The organism is Streptomyces xiamenensis (assembly GCF_000993785.3).
Lineage (GTDB): Bacteria > Actinomycetota > Actinomycetes > Streptomycetales > Streptomycetaceae > Streptomyces > Streptomyces xiamenensis.
The window spans coordinates 5,437,183-5,459,856 of sequence record NZ_CP009922.3 but is presented as its reverse complement, the minus strand read 5'-3'; the positions used below and the strand labels follow the sequence as shown (position 1 = coordinate 5,459,856).

The window sequence follows — 22,674 nt, the reverse complement described above, 5'->3', positions numbered from 1 at the left end:
CCGTTCGGTCGGTCGGGTGGGTGGGTCGGGCCGGTCGGTCGGGGGTCCTTCGGTGGCCGGTCAATGGGGAGCGGGCGGGTAGCTGAAGAGGTGGTCGCTGATGAGCCGGGCGGCTCCGATGACCCCGGCGACGGGGCCGAGTTCGCCCAGCACGATGGGCAGGTTGCCGGTGGCCAGCGGCAGGGACTGCCGGTAGACCTGGGTACGGATGGCGGCCAGCAGCGTGTGGCCGAGGCCGGTCACCCCGCCGCCGATCACCACCAGCGCGGGGTTGAAGAAGCTGACCAGGGCGGCGATCACATCGCCGGTGCGCAGGCCGCCGAGCCGGATGAGTTCGAGGGCGGCGGTGTCCCCCGCGCTCGCCGCCGCGGCCACGTCCGCCGCGTCCAGCGTGCCGCGCTCCTCCAGCATGGCGGCCAGCGCCGGGGAATGCCCCGCCCTGGCGGCGGCTTCAGCATCCCCGGCCAGGGCGGCGCCGCCGAAGTACGCCTCCAGGCAGCCCCGGTTGCCGCACGGGCAGGGCCGGCCGTCCTGTTCGACCTGGATGTGGCCGATGTCCCCGGCGCTGCCGGTGGCACCACGGTGCACCCGGCCGTCCACCACGATGCCGCAGCCGATACCGGTGCCGATCTTGACGCAGATGAAGTCCCGTACGGAGTGGGCGACTCCGGCGTGCCGTTCGCCCAGCGCCATCAGGTTCACGTCGTTGTCGACCATGACCGGGCAGCCCAGTTCCTGCCCCAGGGACTCGCGGACCGGGAACCCGTCCCAGCCGGGCATGATCGGCGGGGCCACCGGCGTCCCCTCGGGATGGCGCACCGGTCCCGGCAGGCCGACCCCGGCGCCGTCGAAGGCCGCGCCGCCGGTGGCGGTGCGCAGTTCGGCGGCCAGCGCCAGCACCTGTTCGAGGACGGCCACCGGCCCGTCACGGACGTCGACGGGGCGGGTGCGGTGGGCCAGAATCTCCAACTCGGGTCCGGTCACCGCGACATCCACCGAGGTGGCGCCGAGGTCCACACCGAGGAACCGCAAGTGTGGGGTCAGCCGCACATTGTGTGAGGGACGGCCACCACGGGAGGCAGCCAGGCCGTCGGCGGCCACCAGACCGGTGGCCAGCAGCCGGTCCAGTTCCACCGCCAGCCGGGAACGGGAGAGTTCGACCCGCTCGCCCAACTGGGCCCGGGAGGCGGGACCGCTGTCGCGCAGCAGCCGCAGCAGCCGCGCCTGGTGGGCGTTGGCGGGCCGGGCCGTCATACGCTTCACGAACCCTCCCGCCGTGGTCGGCAACCGGTGTCCCGGGCGGCGGCCGGCCGCCGGGCTTCGGTGGGGAAGGTAACAGCGCGAAGCCGCGACGGGAAGAAGTTCGGCAAAGTTCGGTCCACCTTTTTCCTGTTTCTGGACAAAGTCTGGCGCGACAAGCCGCACGACCCCGGAGCGGGTCGCGCGGAACGCCTAGACTGCCCGATCCAGGAACACCCGGGCGACACACGGCCCAAGGACCCCGCCGTGCCGTCGCGCACCACCTCCGTTCACTTCTCCCCCCGGGACCGCCCCATGCGAAGCAGTACCCAGGTGCTCAAGCGGGCGGCGACCGCGTGGAAGCGAGAACCAGCCGCGCCCACGCCACGTCCGCCGCTGATCAGGGAGCTGCTGCTCCTGACCGTGCTCTATCTCGGGTACAAGTTCGGCAGACGGGCGGCCAACGGCCAGTTCAGCGAGGCGTACCAGAACGCCGAACGGGTCTGGGACCTCGAACGCGCCCTGCGCATGCCCGACGAGGCGTGGGTGCAGTCGGTGATGATGCACTTCGAGCCGGTGATCCGGTCCATCAACATCTACTACGCCACCGTCCACTTCCCGGCCACCGTCGCGTTCATCATCTGGATGTACTGGCGCCGCCCCGGCTTCTACGTGTGGATCCGCTGGGTTCTGGTGTGGCTCACCGGCGCCGGCCTGGTGCTGCATCTGCTGGTGCCGCTGGCCCCGCCCCGGCTGTACAAGGTCAGCGGACTGGTGGACACCAGCGCGGTGTTCGGGCCCTCGGTGTACGCCAGCAAGCCGGACCCCAACTCGCTGGCCAACCAGTTCGCCGCCATGCCCTCGCTGCACGTCGGCTGGTCGATCCTCATCGCCGTCGGGCTGATCGTCGCCACCCGCAGCCGCTGGCGCTGGCTGTGGCTGCTGCACCCGCTGATCACCAGCACGGCGGTGGTGGCCACCGGCCACCACTACTGGCTGGACGGCATGGTGGCCGCGTTCTTCCTCGGCGTCATCCTGCTCGTCCTGCGCCCGCCACGCGCCTCACTCGCCGCGGCGGTGCGGACGCCGCTGACCCTGTGGCGGCCCGCGGCGGAGCCGCACCGGCCACCGGGGGCCGCCCCGGTGCGGCCCGCGCCCGAACGCGAGGAATCCGCCGGCGCGGAGCCCTCCGCCGCACGGCCGGCGGATCTGGCCCACCGGGACGGCTGAGGCGGTACGCGCCGGTCCGGCGCGGGTGGTGTGCGCGGGGTCAGCCCTTGACGCACACCACCTGCTTCAGCTCGGCCACCACCTCGACCAGGTCCCGCTGGGCGTCGATGACCTGCTCGATCGGCTTGTAGGCGCCGGGGATCTCATCCACGACCCCGCTGTCCTTGCGGCACTCCACGCCCTGGGTCTGCTCGGCCAGATCGCGTGTGGTGAACCGCTTCTTCGCCTGGTTGCGGCTCATCCGCCGCCCCGCGCCGTGCGAGGCGGACTGGAAGGAGGCCGGGTTCCCGAGCCCCTTGACGATGTACGAACCGGTGCCCATCGAACCGGGGATGATCCCGAACTCGCCGCTGCCCGCCCGGATCGCTCCCTTGCGGGTCACCAGCAGGTCCACGCCGTCGTACCGTTCCTCGGCCACATAGTTGTGATGACACGAGATGGTGTCGCCGAACGTGGGCTTCGCCTTCTTGAACTCCTTGATGATCACGGTGCGCAGCAGCCCCATCATGACCTCACGGTTGCGCCGGGCGTACTCCTGCGCCCAGAACAAGTCGTGCCGGTAGGCGGCCATCTGCGGGGTGTCCGCGACGAACACCGCCAGATCGCGGTCCACGAGTCCCTGGTTGTGCGGCAGCTTCTGGGCCTGTCCGATGTGGAAGTCGGCCAGCTCCTTGCCGATATTGCGGGACCCGGAGTGCAGCATCAGCCATACCACGCCGTGGCTGTCCACGCATACTTCGATAAAATGATTTCCGCCCCCCAGCGATCCCATCTGCCGGCCCGCCCGTTCCCGCCGGAAACGGACCTGCTGGGCGATCCCGTCGAAGCGGGCCCAGAAATCGTCCCAGCCCGCCCCAGGCAGTCCGTAGATCTTTGCCGGATCCACCGGTTCCTTGTGCAGACCGAATCCGACCGGGATCGACTGTTCGATGCGCGAACGGAGTCGGGAGAGATCGCCCGGTAGATCGTTCGCGGTCAGAGAGGTCTTCACCGCCGTCATCCCGCAGCCGATGTCGACACCCACCGCGGCCGGACAGACCGCCCCGCGCATCGCGATGACCGAACCGACCGTGGCACCCTTTCCGAAGTGCACATCGGGCATCACGGCCAGACCCTCGATCCACGGAAGCGTCGCCACATTCTGGAGCTGACGCATCGCCTGGTCCTCGACGGTCGCCGGATCGGCCCACATCCGGATCGGAACACGGGCGCCCGGCACTTCGGTGTAGCTCATGATTTCCCCATTCCCCCTGGTGATCATCGGATTTCATTGTCGCGGTCTCACCCGGCACAGGGGCAACCGGTTTTACCGGCGCCGGGGCGGGGCAACCGACTCCCCTTGTGATGTCGGAGAGCGGACCTCTATGGTTGAGCCGCCACAACCGCCTTGATCAGAACGTGATCTGAGGACGCGTCACCCGATCAGCAGGCCAAGGAGGGATCCGCCCATGGCCAGTCATGGACGCCATCGCCGCTACAAGCCGAGCACGGTCTCCCGCGCATCGCTGACCGTCACGGCGGGCGGCGCCGGCCTCGCACTGCCGCTGATCAGTGCCGCGACCGCCGAGGCCGCCTCGGTGGAGACCTGGGACCGGGTCGCCGAGTGCGAGAGCAGCGGCCAGTGGGACATCGACACGGGCAACGGGTACTTCGGCGGCCTCCAGTTCCAGCAGAGCACCTGGGAGGCGTTCGGAGGCACCGCCTACGCCGCCCGCGCCGACCAGGCCACCAAGGACCAGCAGATAGCCGTCGCCGAGAAGGTCCTGGAGGGCCAGGGCCCCGGCGCCTGGCCCACCTGCTCCGAGCGGGCCGGCCTCACCCGGGGCGGGGACGCCCCGCGGATCTCCCCGGACGGCGGCGCCGGCGAGCAGGTCGCGGAGCGCGCCGAGGAGCGCGCCGAGCCCGCACCCCAGGTGCGGACCCAGGCCGCCGGCCAGGTCCGCACCGAGACCGCCGACCCGTACGAGGTGGTCAGCGGCGACACGCTCTCCGCGATCGCCCGCAGCCACGAGGTCACGGGCGGCTGGCAGTCGCTGTACGACCTCAACCGGGAGGTCATCGGCGGCAACCCCGACCTGATCTACCCCGGACAGCGGCTCTCCCTGGCCGGCGGCGGCGCCACCGAGGCCCCCGAGCGGGCCCGCGAGACCCCGCCCGAGCAGGCGGCCGAGCCGGAGCCGGCTCCCGCCCCCACTCCGGAACCGGAGCCCGAGCCGGAACCCGCGCCCGCGCCCGAGACGGCCGCGTACTCCTCCCCGGTGGACGCCTCCACCGGCACGGCGTACCGCACCACCGGCAGCCTGTGGTCCCGCGGCTACCACACCGGGGTCGACTTCCCGGTCTCCACCGGCACCTCGGTCAAGTCCGTCACGCAGGGCACGGTGGTCTCCGCAGGCTGGGGCGGCTCCTTCGGCTACGAGGTCATCGTCAAACACACGGACGGCAAATACAGCCAGTACGCGCATCTGTCACAGATCTCGGTGTCCGCGGGACAGCCGGTCAGCGGCGGACAGCAGCTGGGCCGGGCCGGCTCCACCGGCAATTCCACCGGACCGCATCTGCACTTCGAGATCCGCACCGGACAGGGCTTCGGCACGGATATCGACCCCATCGGCTATCTGCGGGGCAACGGCGTCACCCTCTGAGGCATTCCACAGGGTGCTGGTGTGCGATCGCACACCAGCACCCTGTGGAAAACGGACAGATACCCCGCTAACCACCCAGAATGAGGAAGTCACCGTTCCGTTTTCTTCCCTCCGCCGCCATCGGGTCAGTACCCTCGTCATCCCGAGGCCAATTCCGGCATATGCGGGAGACATTGGAGACGTCGATGGAACGACCCGCCTGGGCGCCGCAGGGCATCGATCTGTCCGTGCCGAGTGTTTCCCGCATGTATGACTTCTATCTCGGTGGTTCGCACAACTTCGAGGTGGACCGGATCGCCGCCCGCGCGGCGATCGAGGCGTTTCCGGGGCTCCCCAAAGTCATGCAGACCAATCGCGCCTTTATGCGGCGCGCCGTGCGGTACGCCCTGTCCGCCGGCGTGACCCAGTTCCTCGACATCGGCTCGGGGATCCCCACCTTCGGCGCCGTCCACGAGGTCGCCCGCGCGGTGGACGACCGGGCCACGGTGGTCTATGTCGACAACGACCCGGTCGCCGTCGCCCACAGCCACGCCGTGCTGGAGGGCCAGGACGGCACGGGCGTGGTCGCCGGCGACTTCCGTGACCCGGCCGCCATCCTGCGCAGCGAGCCGGTGCGCGCACTGATCGACTTCGACCGCCCGGTGGCCGTGCTGCTGGTGGCGCTGCTGCACTTCGTCGACGACGCGGACGAGCCGGCCGCGGCCGTGGCCCGGCTGCGCCGGGCCCTGGCTCCCGGGAGCCTGCTGGTGCTCAGCCACGCCTCCACCGACACCGGGCCCCGTACCGCCGAGCAGGGCGCCCGGATCGCCGAGGTCTACCGGCGCGGCGGCGCCTCCCTGACGCTGCGCTCGCGCGAGGCGATACTGCCGTTCTTCGACGGCTTCGACCTGCTGGCGCCGGGTCTGGTCGCGCTGCCCGACTGGTGCCCCGAAGAGCCGGTCGACGAGGACGATCCGGTGGTCTACACGGGCCTGGCCGGGGTGGGGCGCGCCGCGTGAGAACTCCGCAGGCCGGTCCGCCCGCCACCCCGCACGAGCCGGAACCACCCGCTGACGGCCTGCGCCGCTTCGCGCGCATCTGGTGCCGCGCCGTCTATCCGGCCACGGCCACCTCCCTCACCCGCCCCGAGTTCGAGGAACTGCTGCTCGGACTGGCCGGCACCCTGGCCGACGCGCTGCGCGCCCGGCCCTTCGACCCGGCCCGCGGCCGCGAGGTCGGCGAGGCGCTGGTCGCCGCGCACTGCACGGACCCCGACTCGCTGCCCCGGATCCTGGGGGTGCTGGACGCCTATCTGCTGCTGTACTGCGCGGATGTCGCGGACCTGCCGGCGGATGAGGCCCGTATCCGCTGCACCCGGCTCCAGCACGCCATGGCGGCCGGCTTCTCCCGGGCGCTGCAGGCCCGTACCCGGCGCGAGCAGGAGGCGCTGTCGCAGGCCGCGATCACCGCCCAGCGGGAGATCGGGGCGGCGCTGCACGAGAGCGAGACGCGCTTCCGCACAGTGTTCTCCGAGGCGGGCCTGGGCATCGGCATCGCCGACATGGACGGGAACATCCTCAACGTCAACAGCGCCCTGACCCGGATGTTCGGCGGCTCCGAGTACCACGTGCGCAGCCGTAACGTCCTGGAGCTGGGCCACCCCGACGACGCCCCCGAGGTGTGGCGGATGCAGGGTGAGCTGATGCGCGGCGAGCGTGAGCACTTCCAGGCGGAGAAGCCGTACCACCGCTCGGACGGCACCGTGCTGTGGACCAATCTGACGGTCTCCCTGCTGCGCGACTCCGAGGGCCGGCCGCAGTACATGCTGGCGATGCTGGAGGACGTCACCGAGCGCCGGCTGTTCCAGCTGCGGCTGCGGTACCAGGCCACGCACGACGCGCTGACCGATCTGCCCAACCGGGCACTGTTCTTCGAGCGGCTGGAACAGGCGCTGTCGCCGGGCGCCTCCGCCGCCCGGATCGGCCTGTGCTACCTGGACCTGGACGGTTTCAAGGCGGTCAACGACAGCCTGGGGCACGCGGTGGGCGACCAACTCCTGATCGCGGTGGCCGAACGGCTGCAGAGCCGGATCAGCGGTCCGGGCCGGCTGCTGGCGCGTATCGGTGGCGACGAGTTCGTGGCGCTGGTCATCGATCCGCCGTCGCCGGCCGCCGTCACCGAGGTGGCCGAGCGGGCGCTGGCCGCGCTGTCGGCGCCGGTGGAGGTGGCCGGCCGGGAGCTGCTGGTACGGGCCAGCATCGGCGTGGTGGAGGGCGCCACCGGCGAGCTGAGCTCCTCGGAGATGCTGCGCAGCGCGGACATCACGATGTACCGGGCGAAGGCGCAGGGCGGCAACCGGTACGCGATGGCCGACCCCGACCGGGACGCGCGGGCGATCAGCAGGCACCATCTGACCCACCATCTGCCGGCCGCGCTCAAGGGCAGCGAGTTCTTCATCGAGTACCAGCCGCTGATCACCATGAGTGACGGCTCGTTGGAGGGGGCGGAGGCGCTGGTGCGCTGGAGCCATCCGCGGCACGGGGTGCTCGGTCCTGACCGGTTCATCCCGCTGGCCGAGCACACCGGGCTGATCGTGCCGCTGGGCCGGTGGGTGCTGCGGGAGGCGGTGCGGCAGGCCTGCGAGTGGCAGGTGCGCGGCATCGGCGGGGCGCGCCCGCTGCGGGTGAACGTGAATCTGTCGCCGCGCCAGCTGCACCATCCGGAGCTGGTCGAGGACACGGTGGCGGTGCTGGAGGAGGCGGGGCTGCCGCCCAGCTCGCTGTGTCTGGAGGTGACCGAGTCCGCGATGGTCTCGGCGGACGACCAGGAGCTGAAGCCGCTGCGGCAGCTGGCGGAGCTGGGGGTGGGCATCGCGCTGGACGACTTCGGCACCGGGTACTCCAACCTGGCCAATCTGCGGTACCTGCCGGCCAGCACGCTCAAGCTGGACCGGTCCTTCACGCAGGGGCTCCAGCATCAGCCGGCCGATCCGGTGGATCTGAAGATCGTGGAGTCGATCGTCTCGCTGGCGCACACCCTTCAGCTGTCGGTGACGGTGGAGGGCGTGGAGACCCAGGCGCAGGCGCGGCAGTTGCGGGACCTGGGCTGTGATTCGGCGCAGGGCTGGTACTACGCGCGCCCCGGCCCGCCGGAGCGGCTGCCCGAGGCGGTCTGAGGGGGTCCGCCGGCCCCGCCGGGGTCGTGGCCGGCCTCAGTCCGCGCGTTCGATCACCAGGCGGTGTGGTGTGCCGCGGTGTGGCGCGGGCAGCCGCAGCGGCTGCGCGCCCGGGGTCCAGGAGCCCAGGACGGCCGGGGCGCTCGCTCCGGTGGCGGAGGGCCGGGTGCCGGGCAGGCCGTGGGCGCCGAGGAAGCCGAGCAGGGCGAACAGGTACGCCTCCTTGGCCTGGGCGGGCAGCCCGTGGTCGTCGCTGGTGCTGAGCACCGCCGGGGCGGCCGCGGCGCGGATGCGGTCCATCAGCACCGGGTTGCGGGCGCCGCCGCCGGACACGACCAGTTCGGTGAGGCGATGGGTGCGGCAGGCCGTGCCCACCAGGCGGGCGGTCAGCTCGGTGAGGGTGGCCACCAGATCGTCGCCCGCCGGGTCGCCGGGTCGCAGCACGGAGGCCGGGTAGCCGGGGTGGAAGAGCTCCTTGCCGGTGGATTTGGGGGGCGGCAGCCGGTAGTAGGGCTCGGCCAGCAGCCGTTCCAGCAGCCCGGGGTGGACCCGGCCGCGGGCGGCCCGTGCCCCGCCGGTGTCCATCCGCTCCGCTCCACCGCTGTCGGCGGTGACCACCGCGTCGATCAGGGCGTTGGCCGGCCCCAGGTCGTACGCGATCACCTGCCGCGGCGCGCCGGCCGGGCCCGGCACGGTGATGTTGGCGATTCCGCCGAGGTTGAGCGCGCCGCGCCGGGCGCCGTCACCGAGCAGCCACAGGTCGTCCAGGAGGGACACCAGCGGGGCACCCTGGCCCCCCAGGGTGAGGTCGGCGGTGCGCAGGTCGGAGAGTACGGGCAGGGAGGTGGCGCGGGCGATCCAGGCGGCGGCGCCCAGTTGCAGGGTGCCCCGGGCCCGGCCGTCGTCCACCCAGTGGTAGACGGTCTGGCCGTGCGAGGCCACCAGGTCCGCGGTGCCGCCGGTCAGCTCCGTGTCGGCACGCGCGGCCACCGCCCCGAAGAACTGGCCCAGCGCGGTGTCGAGGCGGCACACCTGGGCGAGGTCGGTGCGGGCGGGCGGCAGCACGGCGGCGATCAGGGCGCGCAGCGTGTCGGGGAACGGCTCGCTGTGCAGTCCCAGCGGGCGCAGGGCGATGGTGTGCGGGTCCAGGAAGCGCAGCCGGGCGGCGGCCACGTCCACGGCGTCGTGCGAGGTGCCGCTGAGCATGCCGAGTACGGTCTGCGGAGGGGCGGGTTCCATGGCGGTCATGGTGCCGGAAATCCGGTGCGGAGGGCACTCCGGCCGTCGGTAGGATTGACGGCAGTCGACCCGCTCAATTTCGTCACGTCCCGTGACCGATCCACCTCTCACCATTGGAGCATCCGAGGATGACCCGACACCTCATCACCAGTGCGCTGCCGTACATCAACGGGATCAAGCACCTGGGGAACATGGTCGGCTCGATGCTCCCGGCGGATGTGTACTCCCGCTATCTGCGGCAGCGGGGCCACGAGGTGCTGTACATCTGCGCCACCGACGAGCACGGCACCCCGGCGGAGCTGGCCGCCAAGACGGCGGGGCTGCCGGTGGCCGAGTTCTGTGCCCGCCAGCACGACGCGCAGAAGGCGGTGTACGACGGTTTCGGTCTGTCCTTCGACTACTTCGGCCGTACCTCCTCGGCGCAGAACATCGAGATCACCCAGCATTTCGCGCGGCAGCTGAAGGCCAACGGCTTCATCGAGGAGCGCTCCACCCGCCAGGTGTACTCGCTGGCGGACGAGCGGTTCCTGCCCGACCGCTACATCGTGGGCACCTGCCCGTTCTGCGGTTACGAGGCGGCCCGCGGCGACCAGTGCGAGAACTGCACCCGGGTGCTGGACCCCACCGATCTGCTCGACCCGCGCTCGGCGGTCTCCGGCAGCACCGAGCTGGAAATCCGTGAGACCACGCATCTGTTCCTGCTCCAGTCGAAGCTGGAGGGCGAGGTCGAGGCGTTCGTCGACGAGGCGGGCAAGGAGTGGCCGGTGCTGGCCTCCTCCATCGCCCGCAAGTGGCTGACCGAGGGGCTGCACGACCGGGCGATCACCCGTGACCTGGAGTGGGGGGTGCCGGTGCCGGCCGATGTGTGGCCGGAGCTGGCCGCCGAGGGCAAGGTCTTCTACGTCTGGTTCGACGCGCCGATCGGCTACATCGGTGCCACCAAGGAGTGGGCGGACGCGGCCGGGGACGGCGAGAGCCGCGACTGGCGCTCGTGGTGGTTCGGCACGGGTACGGGCGCGGACGAGGGCGGCTCGGTGCGGTACACCGAGTTCATGGCGAAGGACAACGTGCCCTTCCACACGGTGATGTTCCCGGCCACCGAGCTGGGCACCCGGGAGCCGTGGAAGAAGGTCGACTACGTCAAGGCGTTCAACTGGCTGACGTACTACGGCGGCAAGTTCTCCACCTCGCAGAACCGCGGCATCTTCGTCGACGACGCGCTGGAGCTGCTGCCCGCCGACTACTGGCGGTACTTCCTGATGGCGAGCGCCCCCGAGTCGGACGACGCCTCGTTCTCCTGGGAGCACTTCTCCGCGATCGTCAACAAGGACCTGGCGGACACCCTGGGCAACTTCGTCAACCGCGTGCTGACGTTCTCGCGCAAGCGGTTCGGTGACGAGGTGCCGGCCGGGCACGCGGCCGGTGAGGCCGAGGCCCGCCTGGGCGCGGAGGTGGCGCGGCTGCTGGCCGAGTACGAGGAGCACCTGGAGGCGCTCCAGTTCCGCAAGGCGACCTTCGCGCTGCGCGCCCTGTGGAGCGCGGGCAACTCCTACCTGGAGGAGAAGGCCCCCTGGCTGGAGATCAAGAGCGACCCGGAGGCGGCGGCGCTGACGCTGCGCACCGCGATGAACCTGATCCAGCTGTACGCGGTGGTCTCCGAGCCGGTCATCCCGGCCTCGGCCGCCGTGCTGCGCTCGGTGTTCGGTGTCGCGGACGCCGGTGGCTGGGTGACGCCCGAGCAGGCCACCGCCCTGGACACGATCACGGCGGGCACCGCGTTCACGGTGCCCCCGGTGCTGTTCGCCAAGATCACCGAGGACGATCTGGCGGGCTACCGGGAGCGCTTCGGCGGCGCCGAGGAGTAAGAGGGAGCGGCAGGCTTCCCGCCCGGACGCCGCCCGCCGGACCTTCCCCGGTCCGGCGGGCGGCGCCGTGCTGTACGGCGGGTCTTCGATCCGACCGGCCCGCGTCGGCGGCCAGCCGGGCGGAGCGCCGGGTCAGGGGCGTACGCCGGAGGGCTGCGGCCGGGCGTCGTCGGCCGGACGGGGGCCGCGCGCGTCGATCAGATGCTGGATGAGGGTGACCAGGACCTGGGTTCCGGAGGCGGACTGCCGGGCGTCGCACAGCACGATGGGCACCTGCGGATTGAGGTCCATGGCGGCGCGGATCTCGGGGACGGCGTACCGGTGCGCGCCGTCGAACTCGTTGACGGCGACGACGAAGCCGACGCCGCGCCGCTCGAAGAAGTCCACCGCGGGGAAGCTCTCCTCCAGGCGCCGGGTGTCGGCCAGCACCACGGCGCCCAGCGCGCCGTGGCACAGCTCGTTCCACATGAACCAGAACCGCTCCTGCCCCGGGGTGCCGAACAGGTACAGCACATGGTGGTTGTCCAGGGTGATCCGGCCGAAGTCCATGGCGACGGTGGTGGAGGTCTTGCGCTCGACGCCCTCCAGATTGTCGGTGGCGGCGCTCACCTCGGTGAGGATCTCCTCGGTGCTGAGCGGCTCGATCTCGCTGACGGCACCCACGAAGGTGGTCTTGCCGACTCCGAATCCGCCCGCGATGAGGATCTTCACCGCCGTGGGGAAGGGGTCACAGCCGTTTGCGGAGTCCATGCAGGACCGCCTCCAACAGGTCTTTGTCGGTGGGTTGATGGGGCGTCAGTTCGGGGGCCCGGGTGGTCACCGCGCCGCGTTCCAGCAGGTCGGACAGCAGCACCTTGGTGAGGGTGACGGGCAGCCGGACGTGTGCGGCGAGTTCGGCGACCGAGACGGGGCGGCGGCACAGCGCCAGCATCTGGTCGTGCTCGGGCACCGCCGGGCCGCGCACGTCGGCGCCGGTGGCCCGTACCAGCGTCATCAGATCGAGCTCCGCGGCGGGCCTGGTGCGGCCACCCGTGGCGGTGAAAGGGCGCACCAGGGCGCCCGCGTCGTCGTCGAGCCAGGGCTCCGGTCGGGGTTCTGGCATCGGGTCACTGTCCCGCCGGCTGCCGGGGCGCGGTGCCCAGGGCCGGACGCACGCTCTTGACCAGCATGGCCATCTCGTAGCCGAGGACGGCCGGATCGGCCTCCCGGGCGGCGATGACGGCCAGGCAGGCGCCGGTGCCCGCACTGGAGACGAACAGCAGCGTGTGTTCGATCTCCACGACGACCTGGCGTACCTCGCCGGGATCGCCGAAGCGGGCGCCGGCGCTGCGGGCGAGCCCGTACAGACCGGCGGCGAGGGCGGCCAGATGGTCGGCGCCGGACGATTCCAGGCCGTGGGCGGCGGTCACCAGCCCGTCGATGGACAGCAGCACGGCGCTGCGCGCGTGCGGCACCCGCTCGACGAGGCCGCTCAGCAGCCAGGGCAGATCGGTCTCCGCCGGGCCCAGGGGCACTTCGCTCACCATGGTCGTGTCGTTCTCCTCGCGGGTCACTCGTGCTCGTCGGGGTTCTCGGCGAGGCTGGTGCCGCGCCGGAAGGCGGCCATCAGGCCGGGGTCCGGGTCGGGGTCCTGCTCGGGGTCGTGCCGGCGGCCGTGGTCGTGGTCGCGTTCGGCGGCGAGCGAGGCGGCGAGCCCCGGCACGGGCGGGGTGATGTCGCGCAGTTGGGGTACCAGGTGCTGCTGGCGTCTGCGGCGCGGCAGCTGAGGCCGGACGGGGGGCGCGGTGCAGACGTTCGGCGCGGCGCGGGTGGTCACGGTGGTGGTGATCACGGGCTCGGTGGGGGTTGCCCGGTGGCGCGGCGGTCCCGGTACGAACTGGCCCTCGGACTCGTCGCCCAGCAGGTCCTCGGGGAGGACCAGGACGGCCTGGACGCCGCCGTAGATGTTGCTCTGGAGTTGGACGACGATGTCGTGGCGGCGGGCGAGGGTGGACACGACGAACAGACCGACCCGGCCGTCCTCCAGGAGTTCGGCGACGTCGAAGGGCTCGGCGCCGGCCAGCACGGCGTTCATCCGGCTCTGTTCGGCGTCGGTCATGCCCAGGCCGCGGTCCTCGACCTCGATGGCCAGGCCGGCGGTGACCCGCTGGACGCGCAGCAGGACACGGGTCTGCGGGGCGGAGTAGAGGGTGGCGTTCTCCACGAGTTCGGCGAGCAGGTGGATGACGTCGGCGACGGCGTGGCCGCGGACGGTGCCCTCGATGGGGGGCACCAGCTTGACCCGGGTGTACTGCTCGACCTCGGCGATGCACGAACGCAGCACCTCGGTGAGGGCCACCGGGCGGGTCCACTGGCGGCGGGAGACGGCGCCGCCCAGAACGGCGAGGTTCTCGGCGTGCCGGCGGATGCGGGTGGCGAGGTGGTCGATGTGGAAGAGGCCCTTGAGCAGGTCCGGGTCCTCGACCTCGTGTTCCAGCTCGTCGAGGTGTTCGAGCTGGCGGTGGACGAAGTTCTGCATCCGGCGGGCGAGATTGACGAAGACCGCGATCTTCTCGTCGGTGCCGGGGGCGGCGCCGGGGGTGAGGGTGAGCGCGTGGGCGATGGCGGCCTCGGCGGCGTGCCGGTGGGCGTCGATCTCGTGGCCGAGGTCGGCCAGGCTGTCGGCGCGCGGCCCGGAGCCCGGCCCGGTGCCGCTGGCGGCGGTGTCCCGGCGCCGGGCGGGACGGGTGGGCAGGGCGGTGAGCTCGGCGCGGTGCCGGGCCAGCCGGCGCCCCAGGGCGGCGTGCCGGGCGGCCTGGATCTTCGCCTCGCCCACCGCGGTCGCGGCGGCACCGGCGATGACGGCGCCGGCGCACAGGACGGCGGCCACCAGTAACGGGGCGGGGTGGGCGAGGCGCTGGACGGCGAGCACGGCGGCGGCGCCGAAGGCGGCCACCAGCGCGGCGGGCAGCACGGCCAGGCGCAGCAGTCGGCCCCGTGCGGGGTGGGGCCGTGGCGGGGCGGCGGGAGCGGCGAGGCCGCTTCCGGTGAGCGCCCGTTGGCTGCTGGGTTCGGGCATCGGGGTCCTTCGGATTCTCGTGGGCGGAGGATGGCCACCGCGAACGAGTGGCTCTGTGTGCCGGTGCCCACGCTAAGCGTCAACTGACCGCTGCCCGCCCCTGGTTTGAGCAATCGCCACCCCTCGCCAGCTCCCAATGAGTGAATACGCGGGGCGTGGGATTGACCCCCTGGGGGTGAAGGGTCGCTTCCCCCGCGCGCATCACGATCGGGTGGCCGGTCCTGAGCGGGGGAAACGGGCCGGGTAGAAGGGGGCGCGCGGACCGGCGTGCGCCTGCCGGAGGCCGCCTGCCGCCGGCCCCGGGCGACGGCGCGGCCCTCCGGCGCGGGGTCCGGCGGCCGGGCGCCGGGGCACCGCTCCGCAGGCCGTCGTGTCCGTCAGTCCGTCAGTCCGTCAGTCCGTCAGTCCGTCAGTCCCGAGACGCGCAGGGTGATGTTGAGACGTCCGGTCAGACCGAGCGCGGGCGGGGCCGTGCCCGGATGGGTGCGCGGGACACCGTGGTACGCCAGGCGGGACGCGGCGCCGAAGACGAACGCGTCGCCGCTGCGCAGCTCCGTGTCGACCCAGGGCCGGCCCCTGCCGTGCGGGGTTCCGAAGCGGAAGACGCAGCTGTCGCCCAGGCTCAGCGAGACCACGGGAGCGGTCGAGCGTTCGTCGCTGTCGCGGTGCATGCCCATCCGGGCCTGCGCGTCGTAGAAGTTGATGAGGGCGATGTCGTACGGGGCCCCGGCCGTCGGCAGTGCGGCCTCGGCCACCGCCCGCTCCGCGAGCCGGCCCAGCACGGCCGGGAACGGCTTCACCGGGGCGCCGTCACCGTCGACCACGGTGCGGGCGTAGCCGTAGGGGTACCAGTGCCACCCCAGGCTCAGCTGGCGTACCGACATCTCCCCGCCGCGCGGCATCCGTACGGTGCGCAGTCCGGCGGGCGGCCTCGCCCAGCGGCGGCAGTCGGCCAGCAGGGCGCGCTGCTCGCCGGGGGTCAGCCAGCCGGGCAGGTGCACGGCTCCGGGCGCGACCTCGGCCGGCGGGCGGCCGAACAGCTCGCCTTCCATCGGCCGCCGGGCCGCTACTTCTCGCGGATGACGATGAAGTCGGCCAGGTCCACGAGCTGTTCGCGTACGGTGTCCGGCATCCCGAGTCCGTCGAGGGCGCGCAGCGCGGTGTCGTGCTGGCGGCGGGCCTCGTCCGCGGTCCACTGCCGGCCGCCGGCCTCCTCGATGAGCGCGGCGCGGGCGGCGAACTCCGCCTCGTCGAAGTCCGCGAACTCCTCCTCGCTCTTCTTGGCGTCGGCGGTCAGCAGCGCGGTCAGCTGCCGGGCCGCGCCACCGTCGGCGGCCACGGCCGCGGCGACCGGCAGCGACTTCTTGCGCTGCCGCAGGTCGCTCCAGGTCTGCTTGCCGGTGGCGGCCGGGTCGCCCCAGATGCCCAGCAGGTCGTCCACGGCCTGGAAGGCGAGGCCCAGATGGTGACCGTAACGCTCCAGCGCGTCGGCGGTGGTGTCGTCCGCGCCGCCGAGCACCGCTCCGATGGAGGCGGCGCAGGCGAGCAGGGCGCCGGTCTTGTTCCCCTCCATCTCCAGGCATTCGGCGACCGAGACGAACTCCCGGTGCTCGAAGGAGATGTCCTGGGCCTGCCCGTCGATGAGCTTGCGGGAGGCGACGGCCAGCCGGCGGGCGGCACGCGCGGCGCCCTCTCCCCCGACCTCCAGCAGCACCTCGTGGGAGATGGCGAACAGCGCGTCGCCGACCAGGATGGCCTGGGCGGGGCCGTGCACCTTCCAGACGGTGTCGCGGTGCCGGCGCTGCTCGTCGCCGTCCATCAGATCGTCGTGCAGCAGGGAGAAGTTGTGCACCAGCTCGACGGCGACGGCGCCCGGCACTCCGGTCTCCGGGGCGGCCCCGGCCGCCTCCGCGGACAGCAGGGCCAGTGCGGGGCGGACCGCCTTGCCGCCGTCGCTCGCGGACTCCTGGCCGTGCGCGTCGATCCAGCCGAAGTGGTACGCGGCCACCGTGTTCATGGGCGGGGCCAGCCGGTCGACGGCGGCGCGCAGCGCGGGGGTGGTGAGGGTGCGCCCGCGTTCCAGCAGGGCGTTGACCGCGGTCTGACTCATGGGGTTCTGTTCTCCAGTACTGCGGATATCGCGGATGTGGCGGTGAGCGGGTGCCAGGCCCTCCTCGTGATGGACCCTCGCGGAGCGTTCCGCAGTGGCTCCGGCCGGCGGCCGGCGGATACCCCCCGGTGCAGCCTCGCTCGCCGGGCATCCGGCTTCGAGCGTACCTGGGGCCGGCCCGGGACCGGTCCCGCTCGCCACGAGCGGGTCACGCCGCCGCGGCGCGGGCCGCGGCCAGTCCGCTGCGCACCGCGCCCTCCATGGTGGCGGGCCAGCCGGTGGCGGTCCAGGCGCCCGCAAGGAACAGCCCGCGGGCGCCGGTGACGGCGGGCGGGCGCAGCCGGGCGGTGCCGGGGGCCGGGGCGAAGGTGGCGGTGCGTTCGCGGGTGACGAAGAAGTCGCGTACCCCGGCGCGGGCGGCGCGCGGCAGCAGCCGCTCCAGTTCGGGGAGGTACCGCTTGCGCAGCACTTTGGCGGGCAGGTCGATCTCCTCGCCGGCCGCGGACTGGGAGAGCGCGAGGTACTGCCCCGAGGTGAGCCCGGCGGGCGCGGTGCGGTCGAAGACCCACTGCACGGGGCTGTCGAGCGCGGCGAGGAAGGGGACGCCCATGACCTGCCGGTCGTACACCACGTGGATGTTGAGGATCGGGGCGTCGGTGAGGGCGAGCAGCCGGTCGGGGTCGTGCAGGGCGCCGGACGGCAGCAGGCCGTGGGCCTCGCGCTGCGGCACGGCGAGGACGACGACATCGGCGGTCAGGGTGTGCGGGGCGTCGTCGCGGCCGGTCAGCCCGGCGCGCCAGCCGCCCTGTTCGTCGCGGTGCAGGGTGCGGGCCTTGGTGGCGAGCAGCGTGCGTACCCCGGCGCGGTCCAGGGCGGCGGCGGCCAGGGTGTCGTGCAGCCGGCCCAGCGGTACCTCGGGGAGGCCGATGTCGGCGGCGCCGGGCGTGGTGAGCAGCCCGGTGCGGAAGACCTTGGCGGCCAGGGCGAGGGAGACGTCGTGGGCGCGGGCGTTGAGGGTGGCGACGCCGACGAGGTCCCACAGCGCCGCGACGGTGGCCGCGTTCTGACCGTGCCGGTGCAGCCAGTCTCCGAAGCTCTCGCCGTCCAGGGCGGGGTCGGCGGGGTCCAGGCGGCGCAGGGCGAGGGCGGCGCGGCCCACCGAGGCGCGTTCGGCGAGGCCGAGGTGCGGGTAGCGGGCGAGGCCGCCGGCCAGGTGCAGGGGCACGGGGGCGGCGGTGCGGCGCAGCCGGCCGAGCCGGCGGGTGCCCGCGTGCAGGACCGGGACCTCCATGCGGCGTTGCACCGGGGCGAGCGCGGCGCCGCCGACACGGCGCAGGAACCCCTGGTAGGCGGTGCAGCAGCGCAGGTAGACGTGCTGTCCGTTGTCGACGGTCAGCGTTCCGGCGGGGCTGTCGCGGGTGAAGGAGAAGGCGAGGCCGCCGAGCCGGGGGCGGGCCTCGGTGAGGGTGACGGTCATGCCGCGGTCGGCGAGCGCGAGCGCGGCGGTGGTGCCGGCCAGGCCGCCGCCGATGACCAGGGCGCTGGTCACGGGTGGGCCTGCCGGGCGATGCGGCGGGCGTCCATGCCGGTCAGTCCGCGGACCGCGACCAGGGCCTTCTCCGGTGCGGGCAGGGCGACCCGGCCGCGCAGGACGGCGGCGGGGTCCTCGGCGATGCGGTCCAGCAGGCGGTGGTAGATGCCGGCCATGGCGGCGACGCAGGCGCCGGAGCGGCGGTCGAGCATGGGCAGCAGCTTGAATCCCTCGGCGAACAGTTCCCTGGCACGCTCGATCTGGAAGCGGACCAGGTTGGTGAAGTCGGCGCCGTGCGGCGGCGGGTACCGGCGCAGGTCCTCGGCCGTCTCTGGGCAGGCGAACTTGCGCAGGTCCTCGGCGGGCAGGTAGACGCGGCCGTTGCCGGCGTCCTCGCGCACGTCGCGCAGGATGTTGGTGAGCTGGAGCGCCAGGCCCAGGGTGTCCGCGTACTCGGGGGCCCGGGCCGCGCCGCGTACCCCGGGGACGGTGCCGAAGACGCCGAGCGAGAGCCGGCCGATGGCGCCGGCCACGCAGCGGCAGTAGAACCGCAGGTCGTCCCAGTTCTCGTAGGTGTGACCGCGGACGTCCATCAGAACGCCGTCGATGAGTTCGTCGAGACCGCCGAGCGGGATGGGAAAGGTCCGGGCGGCGTGCGCGAGGGCGAGCGCGACCGGGTCGGTGGCGTCGTCGGGGACGCTGCCGGAGCGGACCCGCTCCAGCAGGTCGCGGCACTCCAGCAGCCGGGTCCGCTTGGTCTCCGGGTCCAGGGTGCCGTCGCCGATGTCGTCGACGCGGCGGGCGAACGCGTACAGGGCCGACAGGGCGCGGCGCTGCGCGGTGGGCAGCAGCCGGATGCCGTAGGCGAAGTTCCTCGCCTGCTGCCCGGTGATGGTCTCGCAGTAGTGGTAGGAGGCCAGTACGGCGGAGGGCAGGGGCGGGCGGTGTCTCACGCGGTCTTCACGGGTTACTACCCTCACGTCCCTCGTCGCAGTGTCGTTCCCGCCGCGTACAGCAGGCCGCTCTTGGTGGGTTTCGGCGCGGATGCCAGGACGTCGTAGCCGGCGTCGGCGATGGCCTGGGCCGCCGCCCTGCCGCCGCCGACGAATCCGGCGAGCAGCAGCCGCAGCCGCCCGTGGACGCTGCCCACCAGGGGGGCGCCCTCATCGAGCAGCCTACGTGCCCGTTCGGTCTCACAGGCGACCAGGGTGCGTACCGAGGCGCCGGCAGTGGGGGCGGCGAGGTCGGCCTCGGTGACGTGGAAGCGCCGCATGTCCTCCTGCGGGAGGTAGATGCGGTCGCGGGCGAGGTCCTCGGCGACGTCCTGGAGGTGCTCGATGAGCTGGAGTGCGGTGCAGATCGCGTCGGAGCGGCGGATGCGTTCGGGGGTGGCGGTGCCGGTGATGCCCAGGACCAGCCGGCCCACGGGGTTCGCGGAGTAGGTGCAGTAGTCGAGCAGCTGCGCGTGATCGGCGTAGCGGCTGACGCGCTGGTCGATCCGGTTGGCCTCGATGAGGTCGAGGAAGGGCCGCTCGGTGAGACCGGTGCGGCGCACGGTGGGAATGAGGGTGCGCAGCAGGGGGTGGCGGGGCGGAGGCCCGCCGTGGGCGGTGGCGAAGACGCGGTGCAGATCGGCTTCGAGGGCGTCCAGCATGGGCAGCGGCTCGTCGGCCTGCCCGGGGTCCACGCCCAGGGCGCGGGCGTCGGCGCCGCCGGGGGCGAGATCGCGGTCGCCGATGTCGTCGACGAGGCGGGCGTAGCCGTAGACCGCCATCAGGTCCTCGCGCCAGGCCCGGGGGACGAAGGCGGGGGCCACGGGGAAGTTCTCGTGCGCGGCTTTGGAGAGGACCGCGTGGGTGGCCGCGTCGGTGGCCTTGGCCGTCGTCATATCCGTCTTTCTACCGTGGGGCGCGCACGGGCACGGCCCCGGACACGCGGTCCGGGGCCGTGCCGGGACGCTACTTTCCGGTCTCTTCCTCGTAGGCCTTCATGACCTGGTCGGTGGGACCGTCCATGACGAGTTCGCCCTTCTCCAGCCACAGCACCCGGTCGCAGGTGGACCGGATGGACTTGTTGTTGTGGCTGACCAGGAAGACGGTGCCGGCCTGCTGGCGCAGTTCGCGGATGCGGGCCTCGGAGCGGCGCTGGAACTTCTTGTCGCCGGTGGCGAGCGCCTCGTCGATCATCAGGACGTCGTGGTCCTTGGCGGCGGCGATGGAGAACCGCAGCCGGGCGGCCATGCCCGAGGAGTAGGTCCGCATGGGCAGGCTGATGAAGTCGCCCTTGTCGTTGATCCCCGAGAAGTCGACGATGCCCTGGTAGCGCTCCTTGATCTGTTCGCGCGTCATGCCCATGGCGAGCCCGCCGAGCACCACGTTGCGCTCGCCGGTCAGGTCGTTCATCAGGGCGGCGTTGACGCCGAGCAGGGAGGGCTGACCGTCGGTGTAGACGTGGCCGGTCTCGGTGGGCAGCAGCCCGGCGATGGCGCGCAGCAGGGTGGACTTGCCGGAGCCGTTGGAGCCGATCAGGCCGATGGCCTCGCCCCGGTAGGCGGTGAAGGTCACTCCGCGCACGGCGTGCACCTCGCGGACCCGCGAGGAGGGCTCACGGCGGATGATGCGGCGCAGCGCGGCGGTGGCGTTGCCCTTGTTCCCGCCGCCGTAGACGCGGTAGACGATGTGCACGTCGTCGGCGATGACGGTGGGAACGCGCTCCAGCTCGTCCGCCGGGAGGGGGGTTGGGTTCTCAGCCACGGCCGTACCGCTCCTCCGCCTTCCAGAAGTACACGAAGCCGCCGATACCGAACAGCAGCGCCCAGCCGAGGGCGTACGCCCAGGTGAGGCCGGGGATGCCACTGTACTGGGGGCTGTCGATCAGGGCGTAGCGGATGAGGTCCATGTAGACCGCCGCGGGGTTGACCTCCATGACGTCGGCCACCCAGAGCGGGACCTTGTCCCCGTCCTCGATCATGGCCCGCAGCGGGAACATGACGCCCGAGGCGTACATCCAGGTGCGCAGCACGAACGGCATCAGCTGGGCCATGTCCGGGGTGTGGCTGCCGAGCCGGGCGAAGATCATGGCCAGACCGGCGTTGAAGAAGAACTGGAGGAACAGGGCCGGGAAGACCAGCAGCCAGTACCAGTTCGGGCGGTGCCCGAAACTCATCGTGATGGCCGCGAGCACGATCATCGAGTAGAGCAGCTGCTGGAGCTGCTGGAGGGAGAAGGCGATCGGAAGGGAGGCCCGGGGGAAGTGCAGGGCGCGCACCATGCCAAGATTGCCCGAGATGGACTTGACTCCCGACATGACCGAATTCTGGGTGAAGGCAAAGACGAAGACACCCGCCACCAAGAACGGCACGTAGTTGCGGGTACCCATGCCGCGGTCGACCTGCAGGATCAGCCCGAAGATCAGGAAGTACACCGCGGCGTTCAGCAGTGGCGTGGCCACCTGCCACAGCTGCCCGAGTTTCGCCTGGCTGTACTGGGCGGCGAGCTTGGCCCGGGAGAAGGCGGTGATGAAATGCCGCCGGGCCCACAGTTGCCGCACATAGGCGGGCAGGGAGGGCCTGGCGCCGCTGACGGCCAGACCGTGTCTGGCCGCCACTTCTGCCAGCGGAACGGCGCGTGGGGGCGCGCTGGCGCGCGTGGTCTCACTCAACGTTGAAACTTTCGTCCTCGCAGGGCACAGCCGTATGGGATCCGGGGGTGAGCCGGCCCCTGGATGGTCTCAGACCCGAGCTTGTCAGATGACGGGAGGTCGGCCCAGCCGGGTCAGGCGCCATACCGTACGCCACCGCATCGGCCGCCGGGACCCGGCGGGGGTACGCCAGCCCTCGGCGAATCCGCCGAACCACGCCTTGAGCGCGGCCCAGGAGGGCCGGCGCAGCAGGGTGAGCAGCATCCACACGCCCAGGTAGACCGGGATCAGGAGCAGCGGCAGATTCCGCCGGGCCAGCCAGACCCGGTTCCTGGCCACCATGCGGTGGTAGTGGGCGTGCCGGGACGGGGCGGTGGTGGGGTGGTGCAGCACCAGGTCGGCGCGGTAGTCGATCTGCCAGCCCGCGTCCAGGGCGCGCCAGGCCAGGTCGGTCTCCTCGTGCGCGTAGAAGAACTCGTCCGGCAGGCCGCCGACCTGGGCGAACACCTGGGTGCGCACGGCGTTGGCGCCGCCGAGGAAGGTGGTGACCCGCGAGGAGCGCAGCGGGTCGGAGGCGCGCAGCCGCGGTACGTGGCGGCGCTGGGTGACGCCGGTGTCCGGGTCGGCGATGCGGAAACTCACGATGCCCAGCCGCGGGTCGGCGGCGAAGGCCTCCCGTACCGCTTCGGCGGTGCCGGCGTCCGGCAGGTGCCCGTCGTCGTCCAGGAACAGCAGGATGTCCACGTCGCCGCCGCCGGGGCCGAAGGCCTCGATGCCGACGTTGCGCCCGCCGGGGATGCCCAGGTTCTCCGGGAGCTCCACGCTGCGCACGCCCTCGGGCAGCCCGGTGACGGGGGCGCCGTTGCCGACCACCACGGTCTGGACGGGGGCGCCGTCCTGGGCGGCGACCGAGTCCAGCAGCGCCCGCAGTTCCTCGGGCCGGGTTCCCATGGTGATGATCACG

The 22,674-nt window shown here is 72.4% G+C and carries 20 protein-coding genes; 5 read left to right on the top strand and 15 right to left on the bottom strand.

What is annotated here, in order from left to right:
* Positions 1-60: 60 nt before the first annotated feature.
* Positions 61-1,254, bottom strand: a complete 1,194-nt coding sequence (locus tag SXIM_RS25055; protein WP_030731594.1) for an ROK family transcriptional regulator — start codon at positions 1,252-1,254, stop codon at positions 61-63.
* 300 nt (positions 1,255-1,554) lie between these two features.
* Between SXIM_RS25055 and SXIM_RS25050 the strand changes: the two genes are divergently transcribed.
* Positions 1,555-2,469, top strand: a complete 915-nt coding sequence (locus SXIM_RS25050) for a phosphatase PAP2 family protein (RefSeq protein WP_046725914.1) — start codon at positions 1,555-1,557, stop codon at positions 2,467-2,469.
* A 40-nt stretch (positions 2,470-2,509) separates the two neighbouring features.
* On the opposite strand, the gene SXIM_RS25045 is transcribed toward SXIM_RS25050, so the two are convergent.
* A complete protein-coding gene (locus SXIM_RS25045; protein ID WP_046725181.1) occupies positions 2,510-3,703 on the bottom strand; it encodes an RtcB family protein in 1,194 nt (397 codons plus the stop codon).
* Between the two features lie 214 nt (positions 3,704-3,917).
* Here SXIM_RS25045 and SXIM_RS25040 point away from each other — a divergent pair, with 214 nt between their 5' ends.
* From SXIM_RS25040 to SXIM_RS25030, 3 genes are all read left to right on the top strand, one after another.
* Complete coding sequence (locus SXIM_RS25040) at positions 3,918-5,114, top strand: transglycosylase family protein (protein WP_030731585.1); 1,197 nt, start codon at positions 3,918-3,920, stop codon at positions 5,112-5,114.
* 185 nt (positions 5,115-5,299) lie between these two features.
* Positions 5,300-6,112 carry an SAM-dependent methyltransferase gene (locus SXIM_RS25035; RefSeq protein WP_046725180.1) on the top strand — a complete coding sequence of 271 codons (813 nt, stop codon included), beginning with the start codon at positions 5,300-5,302 and terminating at the stop codon, positions 6,110-6,112.
* On the top strand, positions 6,109-8,268 hold the full coding sequence (locus tag SXIM_RS25030; protein WP_046725179.1) for a putative bifunctional diguanylate cyclase/phosphodiesterase: 2,160 nt from the start codon (positions 6,109-6,111) through the stop codon (positions 8,266-8,268). The genes SXIM_RS25035 and SXIM_RS25030 overlap by 4 nt, the downstream gene beginning before the upstream one ends.
* 36 nt (positions 8,269-8,304) lie before the next feature.
* Here SXIM_RS25030 and SXIM_RS25025 read toward each other — a convergent pair whose 3' ends face one another.
* A complete protein-coding gene (locus SXIM_RS25025) occupies positions 8,305-9,516 on the bottom strand; it encodes an anhydro-N-acetylmuramic acid kinase (RefSeq protein ID WP_030731575.1) in 1,212 nt (403 codons plus the stop codon).
* A 119-nt stretch (positions 9,517-9,635) separates the two neighbouring features.
* Here SXIM_RS25025 and metG point away from each other — a divergent pair, with 119 nt between their 5' ends.
* Positions 9,636-11,372, top strand: a complete 1,737-nt coding sequence (gene metG, locus SXIM_RS25020) for a methionine--tRNA ligase (RefSeq protein WP_046725178.1) — start codon at positions 9,636-9,638, stop codon at positions 11,370-11,372.
* 132 nt (positions 11,373-11,504) lie between these two features.
* Here the strand turns inward: metG and SXIM_RS25015 are convergent, their stop codons facing one another.
* From SXIM_RS25015 to SXIM_RS24960, 12 genes are all read right to left on the bottom strand, one after another.
* Entirely contained in the window at positions 11,505-12,122 is a 618-nt protein-coding gene (locus SXIM_RS25015) for a GTP-binding protein (RefSeq protein WP_030731569.1), read from the bottom strand.
* Positions 12,100-12,474 carry a DUF742 domain-containing protein gene (locus SXIM_RS25010; RefSeq protein ID WP_030731566.1) on the bottom strand — a complete coding sequence of 125 codons (375 nt, stop codon included), beginning with the start codon at positions 12,472-12,474 and terminating at the stop codon, positions 12,100-12,102. Before SXIM_RS25010 ends, SXIM_RS25015 begins: the two co-directional genes overlap by 23 nt.
* A gap of 4 nt (positions 12,475-12,478) precedes the next feature.
* Positions 12,479-12,898, bottom strand: a complete 420-nt coding sequence (locus tag SXIM_RS25005) for a roadblock/LC7 domain-containing protein (protein WP_030731563.1) — start codon at positions 12,896-12,898, stop codon at positions 12,479-12,481.
* A 23-nt stretch (positions 12,899-12,921) separates the two neighbouring features.
* Positions 12,922-14,430, bottom strand: coding sequence for a sensor histidine kinase (locus SXIM_RS27605; RefSeq protein ID WP_078847029.1), 1,509 nt, complete (start codon positions 14,428-14,430; stop codon positions 12,922-12,924).
* A 401-nt stretch (positions 14,431-14,831) separates the two neighbouring features.
* Positions 14,832-15,482 (bottom strand): alpha-ketoglutarate-dependent dioxygenase AlkB family protein, encoded by a 651-nt coding sequence (locus SXIM_RS24995; protein WP_030731557.1) that lies wholly within the window; start codon positions 15,480-15,482, stop codon positions 14,832-14,834.
* A gap of 14 nt (positions 15,483-15,496) precedes the next feature.
* Positions 15,497-16,540 (bottom strand): polyprenyl synthetase family protein, encoded by a 1,044-nt coding sequence (locus SXIM_RS24990; protein WP_030731555.1) that lies wholly within the window; start codon positions 16,538-16,540, stop codon positions 15,497-15,499.
* A gap of 208 nt (positions 16,541-16,748) precedes the next feature.
* Positions 16,749-18,089 (bottom strand): hydroxysqualene dehydroxylase HpnE, encoded by a 1,341-nt coding sequence (gene hpnE / locus SXIM_RS24985; RefSeq protein WP_030731552.1) that lies wholly within the window; start codon positions 18,087-18,089, stop codon positions 16,749-16,751.
* Positions 18,086-19,024 (bottom strand): presqualene diphosphate synthase HpnD, encoded by a 939-nt coding sequence (gene hpnD, locus SXIM_RS24980; RefSeq protein WP_046725177.1) that lies wholly within the window; start codon positions 19,022-19,024, stop codon positions 18,086-18,088. The genes hpnE and hpnD overlap by 4 nt, the downstream gene beginning before the upstream one ends.
* Before the next feature lie 23 nt (positions 19,025-19,047).
* Entirely contained in the window at positions 19,048-19,959 is a 912-nt protein-coding gene (gene hpnC / locus SXIM_RS24975; RefSeq protein ID WP_030731545.1) for a squalene synthase HpnC, read from the bottom strand.
* Between the two features lie 70 nt (positions 19,960-20,029).
* On the bottom strand, positions 20,030-20,824 hold the full coding sequence (locus SXIM_RS24970; protein ID WP_046725176.1) for an ABC transporter ATP-binding protein: 795 nt from the start codon (positions 20,822-20,824) through the stop codon (positions 20,030-20,032).
* A complete protein-coding gene (locus tag SXIM_RS24965; protein ID WP_046725175.1) occupies positions 20,817-21,731 on the bottom strand; it encodes an ABC transporter permease in 915 nt (304 codons plus the stop codon). The genes SXIM_RS24970 and SXIM_RS24965 overlap by 8 nt, the downstream gene beginning before the upstream one ends.
* Before the next feature lie 84 nt (positions 21,732-21,815).
* Positions 21,816-22,661, bottom strand: a complete 846-nt coding sequence (locus tag SXIM_RS24960; RefSeq protein ID WP_030731537.1) for a glycosyltransferase family 2 protein — start codon at positions 22,659-22,661, stop codon at positions 21,816-21,818.
* Positions 22,662-22,674: the final 13 nt, after the last annotated feature.

What these genes read in the sequence shown, in the direction of transcription:
- SXIM_RS25005 (WP_030731563.1), bottom strand. Translation starts at nt 12,898, where the DNA reads ATGGTGAGCGAAGTGCCCCTGGGCCCGGCGGAGACCGATCTGCCCTGG.
- SXIM_RS24990 (WP_030731555.1), bottom strand. Translation starts at nt 16,540, where the DNA reads ATGAGTCAGACCGCGGTCAACGCCCTGCTGGAACGCGGGCGCACCCTC.
- SXIM_RS24995 (WP_030731557.1), bottom strand. Translation starts at nt 15,482, where the DNA reads ATGGAAGGCGAGCTGTTCGGCCGCCCGCCGGCCGAGGTCGCGCCCGGA.
- hpnC (WP_030731545.1), bottom strand. Translation starts at nt 19,959, where the DNA reads ATGACGACGGCCAAGGCCACCGACGCGGCCACCCACGCGGTCCTCTCC.
- SXIM_RS25050 (WP_046725914.1), top strand. Translation starts at nt 1,555, where the DNA reads ATGCGAAGCAGTACCCAGGTGCTCAAGCGGGCGGCGACCGCGTGGAAG.
- SXIM_RS25015 (WP_030731569.1), bottom strand. Translation starts at nt 12,122, where the DNA reads ATGGACTCCGCAAACGGCTGTGACCCCTTCCCCACGGCGGTGAAGATC.
- SXIM_RS25035 (WP_046725180.1), top strand. Translation starts at nt 5,300, where the DNA reads ATGGAACGACCCGCCTGGGCGCCGCAGGGCATCGATCTGTCCGTGCCG.
- SXIM_RS24960 (WP_030731537.1), bottom strand. Translation starts at nt 22,661, where the DNA reads ATGGGAACCCGGCCCGAGGAACTGCGGGCGCTGCTGGACTCGGTCGCC.
- SXIM_RS25010 (WP_030731566.1), bottom strand. Translation starts at nt 12,474, where the DNA reads ATGCCAGAACCCCGACCGGAGCCCTGGCTCGACGACGACGCGGGCGCC.
- SXIM_RS25055 (WP_030731594.1), bottom strand. Translation starts at nt 1,254, where the DNA reads ATGACGGCCCGGCCCGCCAACGCCCACCAGGCGCGGCTGCTGCGGCTG.
- SXIM_RS27605 (WP_078847029.1), bottom strand. Translation starts at nt 14,430, where the DNA reads ATGCCCGAACCCAGCAGCCAACGGGCGCTCACCGGAAGCGGCCTCGCC.
- SXIM_RS25025 (WP_030731575.1), bottom strand. Translation starts at nt 9,516, where the DNA reads ATGACCGCCATGGAACCCGCCCCTCCGCAGACCGTACTCGGCATGCTC.
- SXIM_RS25045 (WP_046725181.1), bottom strand. Translation starts at nt 3,703, where the DNA reads ATGAGCTACACCGAAGTGCCGGGCGCCCGTGTTCCGATCCGGATGTGG.
- SXIM_RS25040 (WP_030731585.1), top strand. Translation starts at nt 3,918, where the DNA reads ATGGCCAGTCATGGACGCCATCGCCGCTACAAGCCGAGCACGGTCTCC.
- metG (WP_046725178.1), top strand. Translation starts at nt 9,636, where the DNA reads ATGACCCGACACCTCATCACCAGTGCGCTGCCGTACATCAACGGGATC.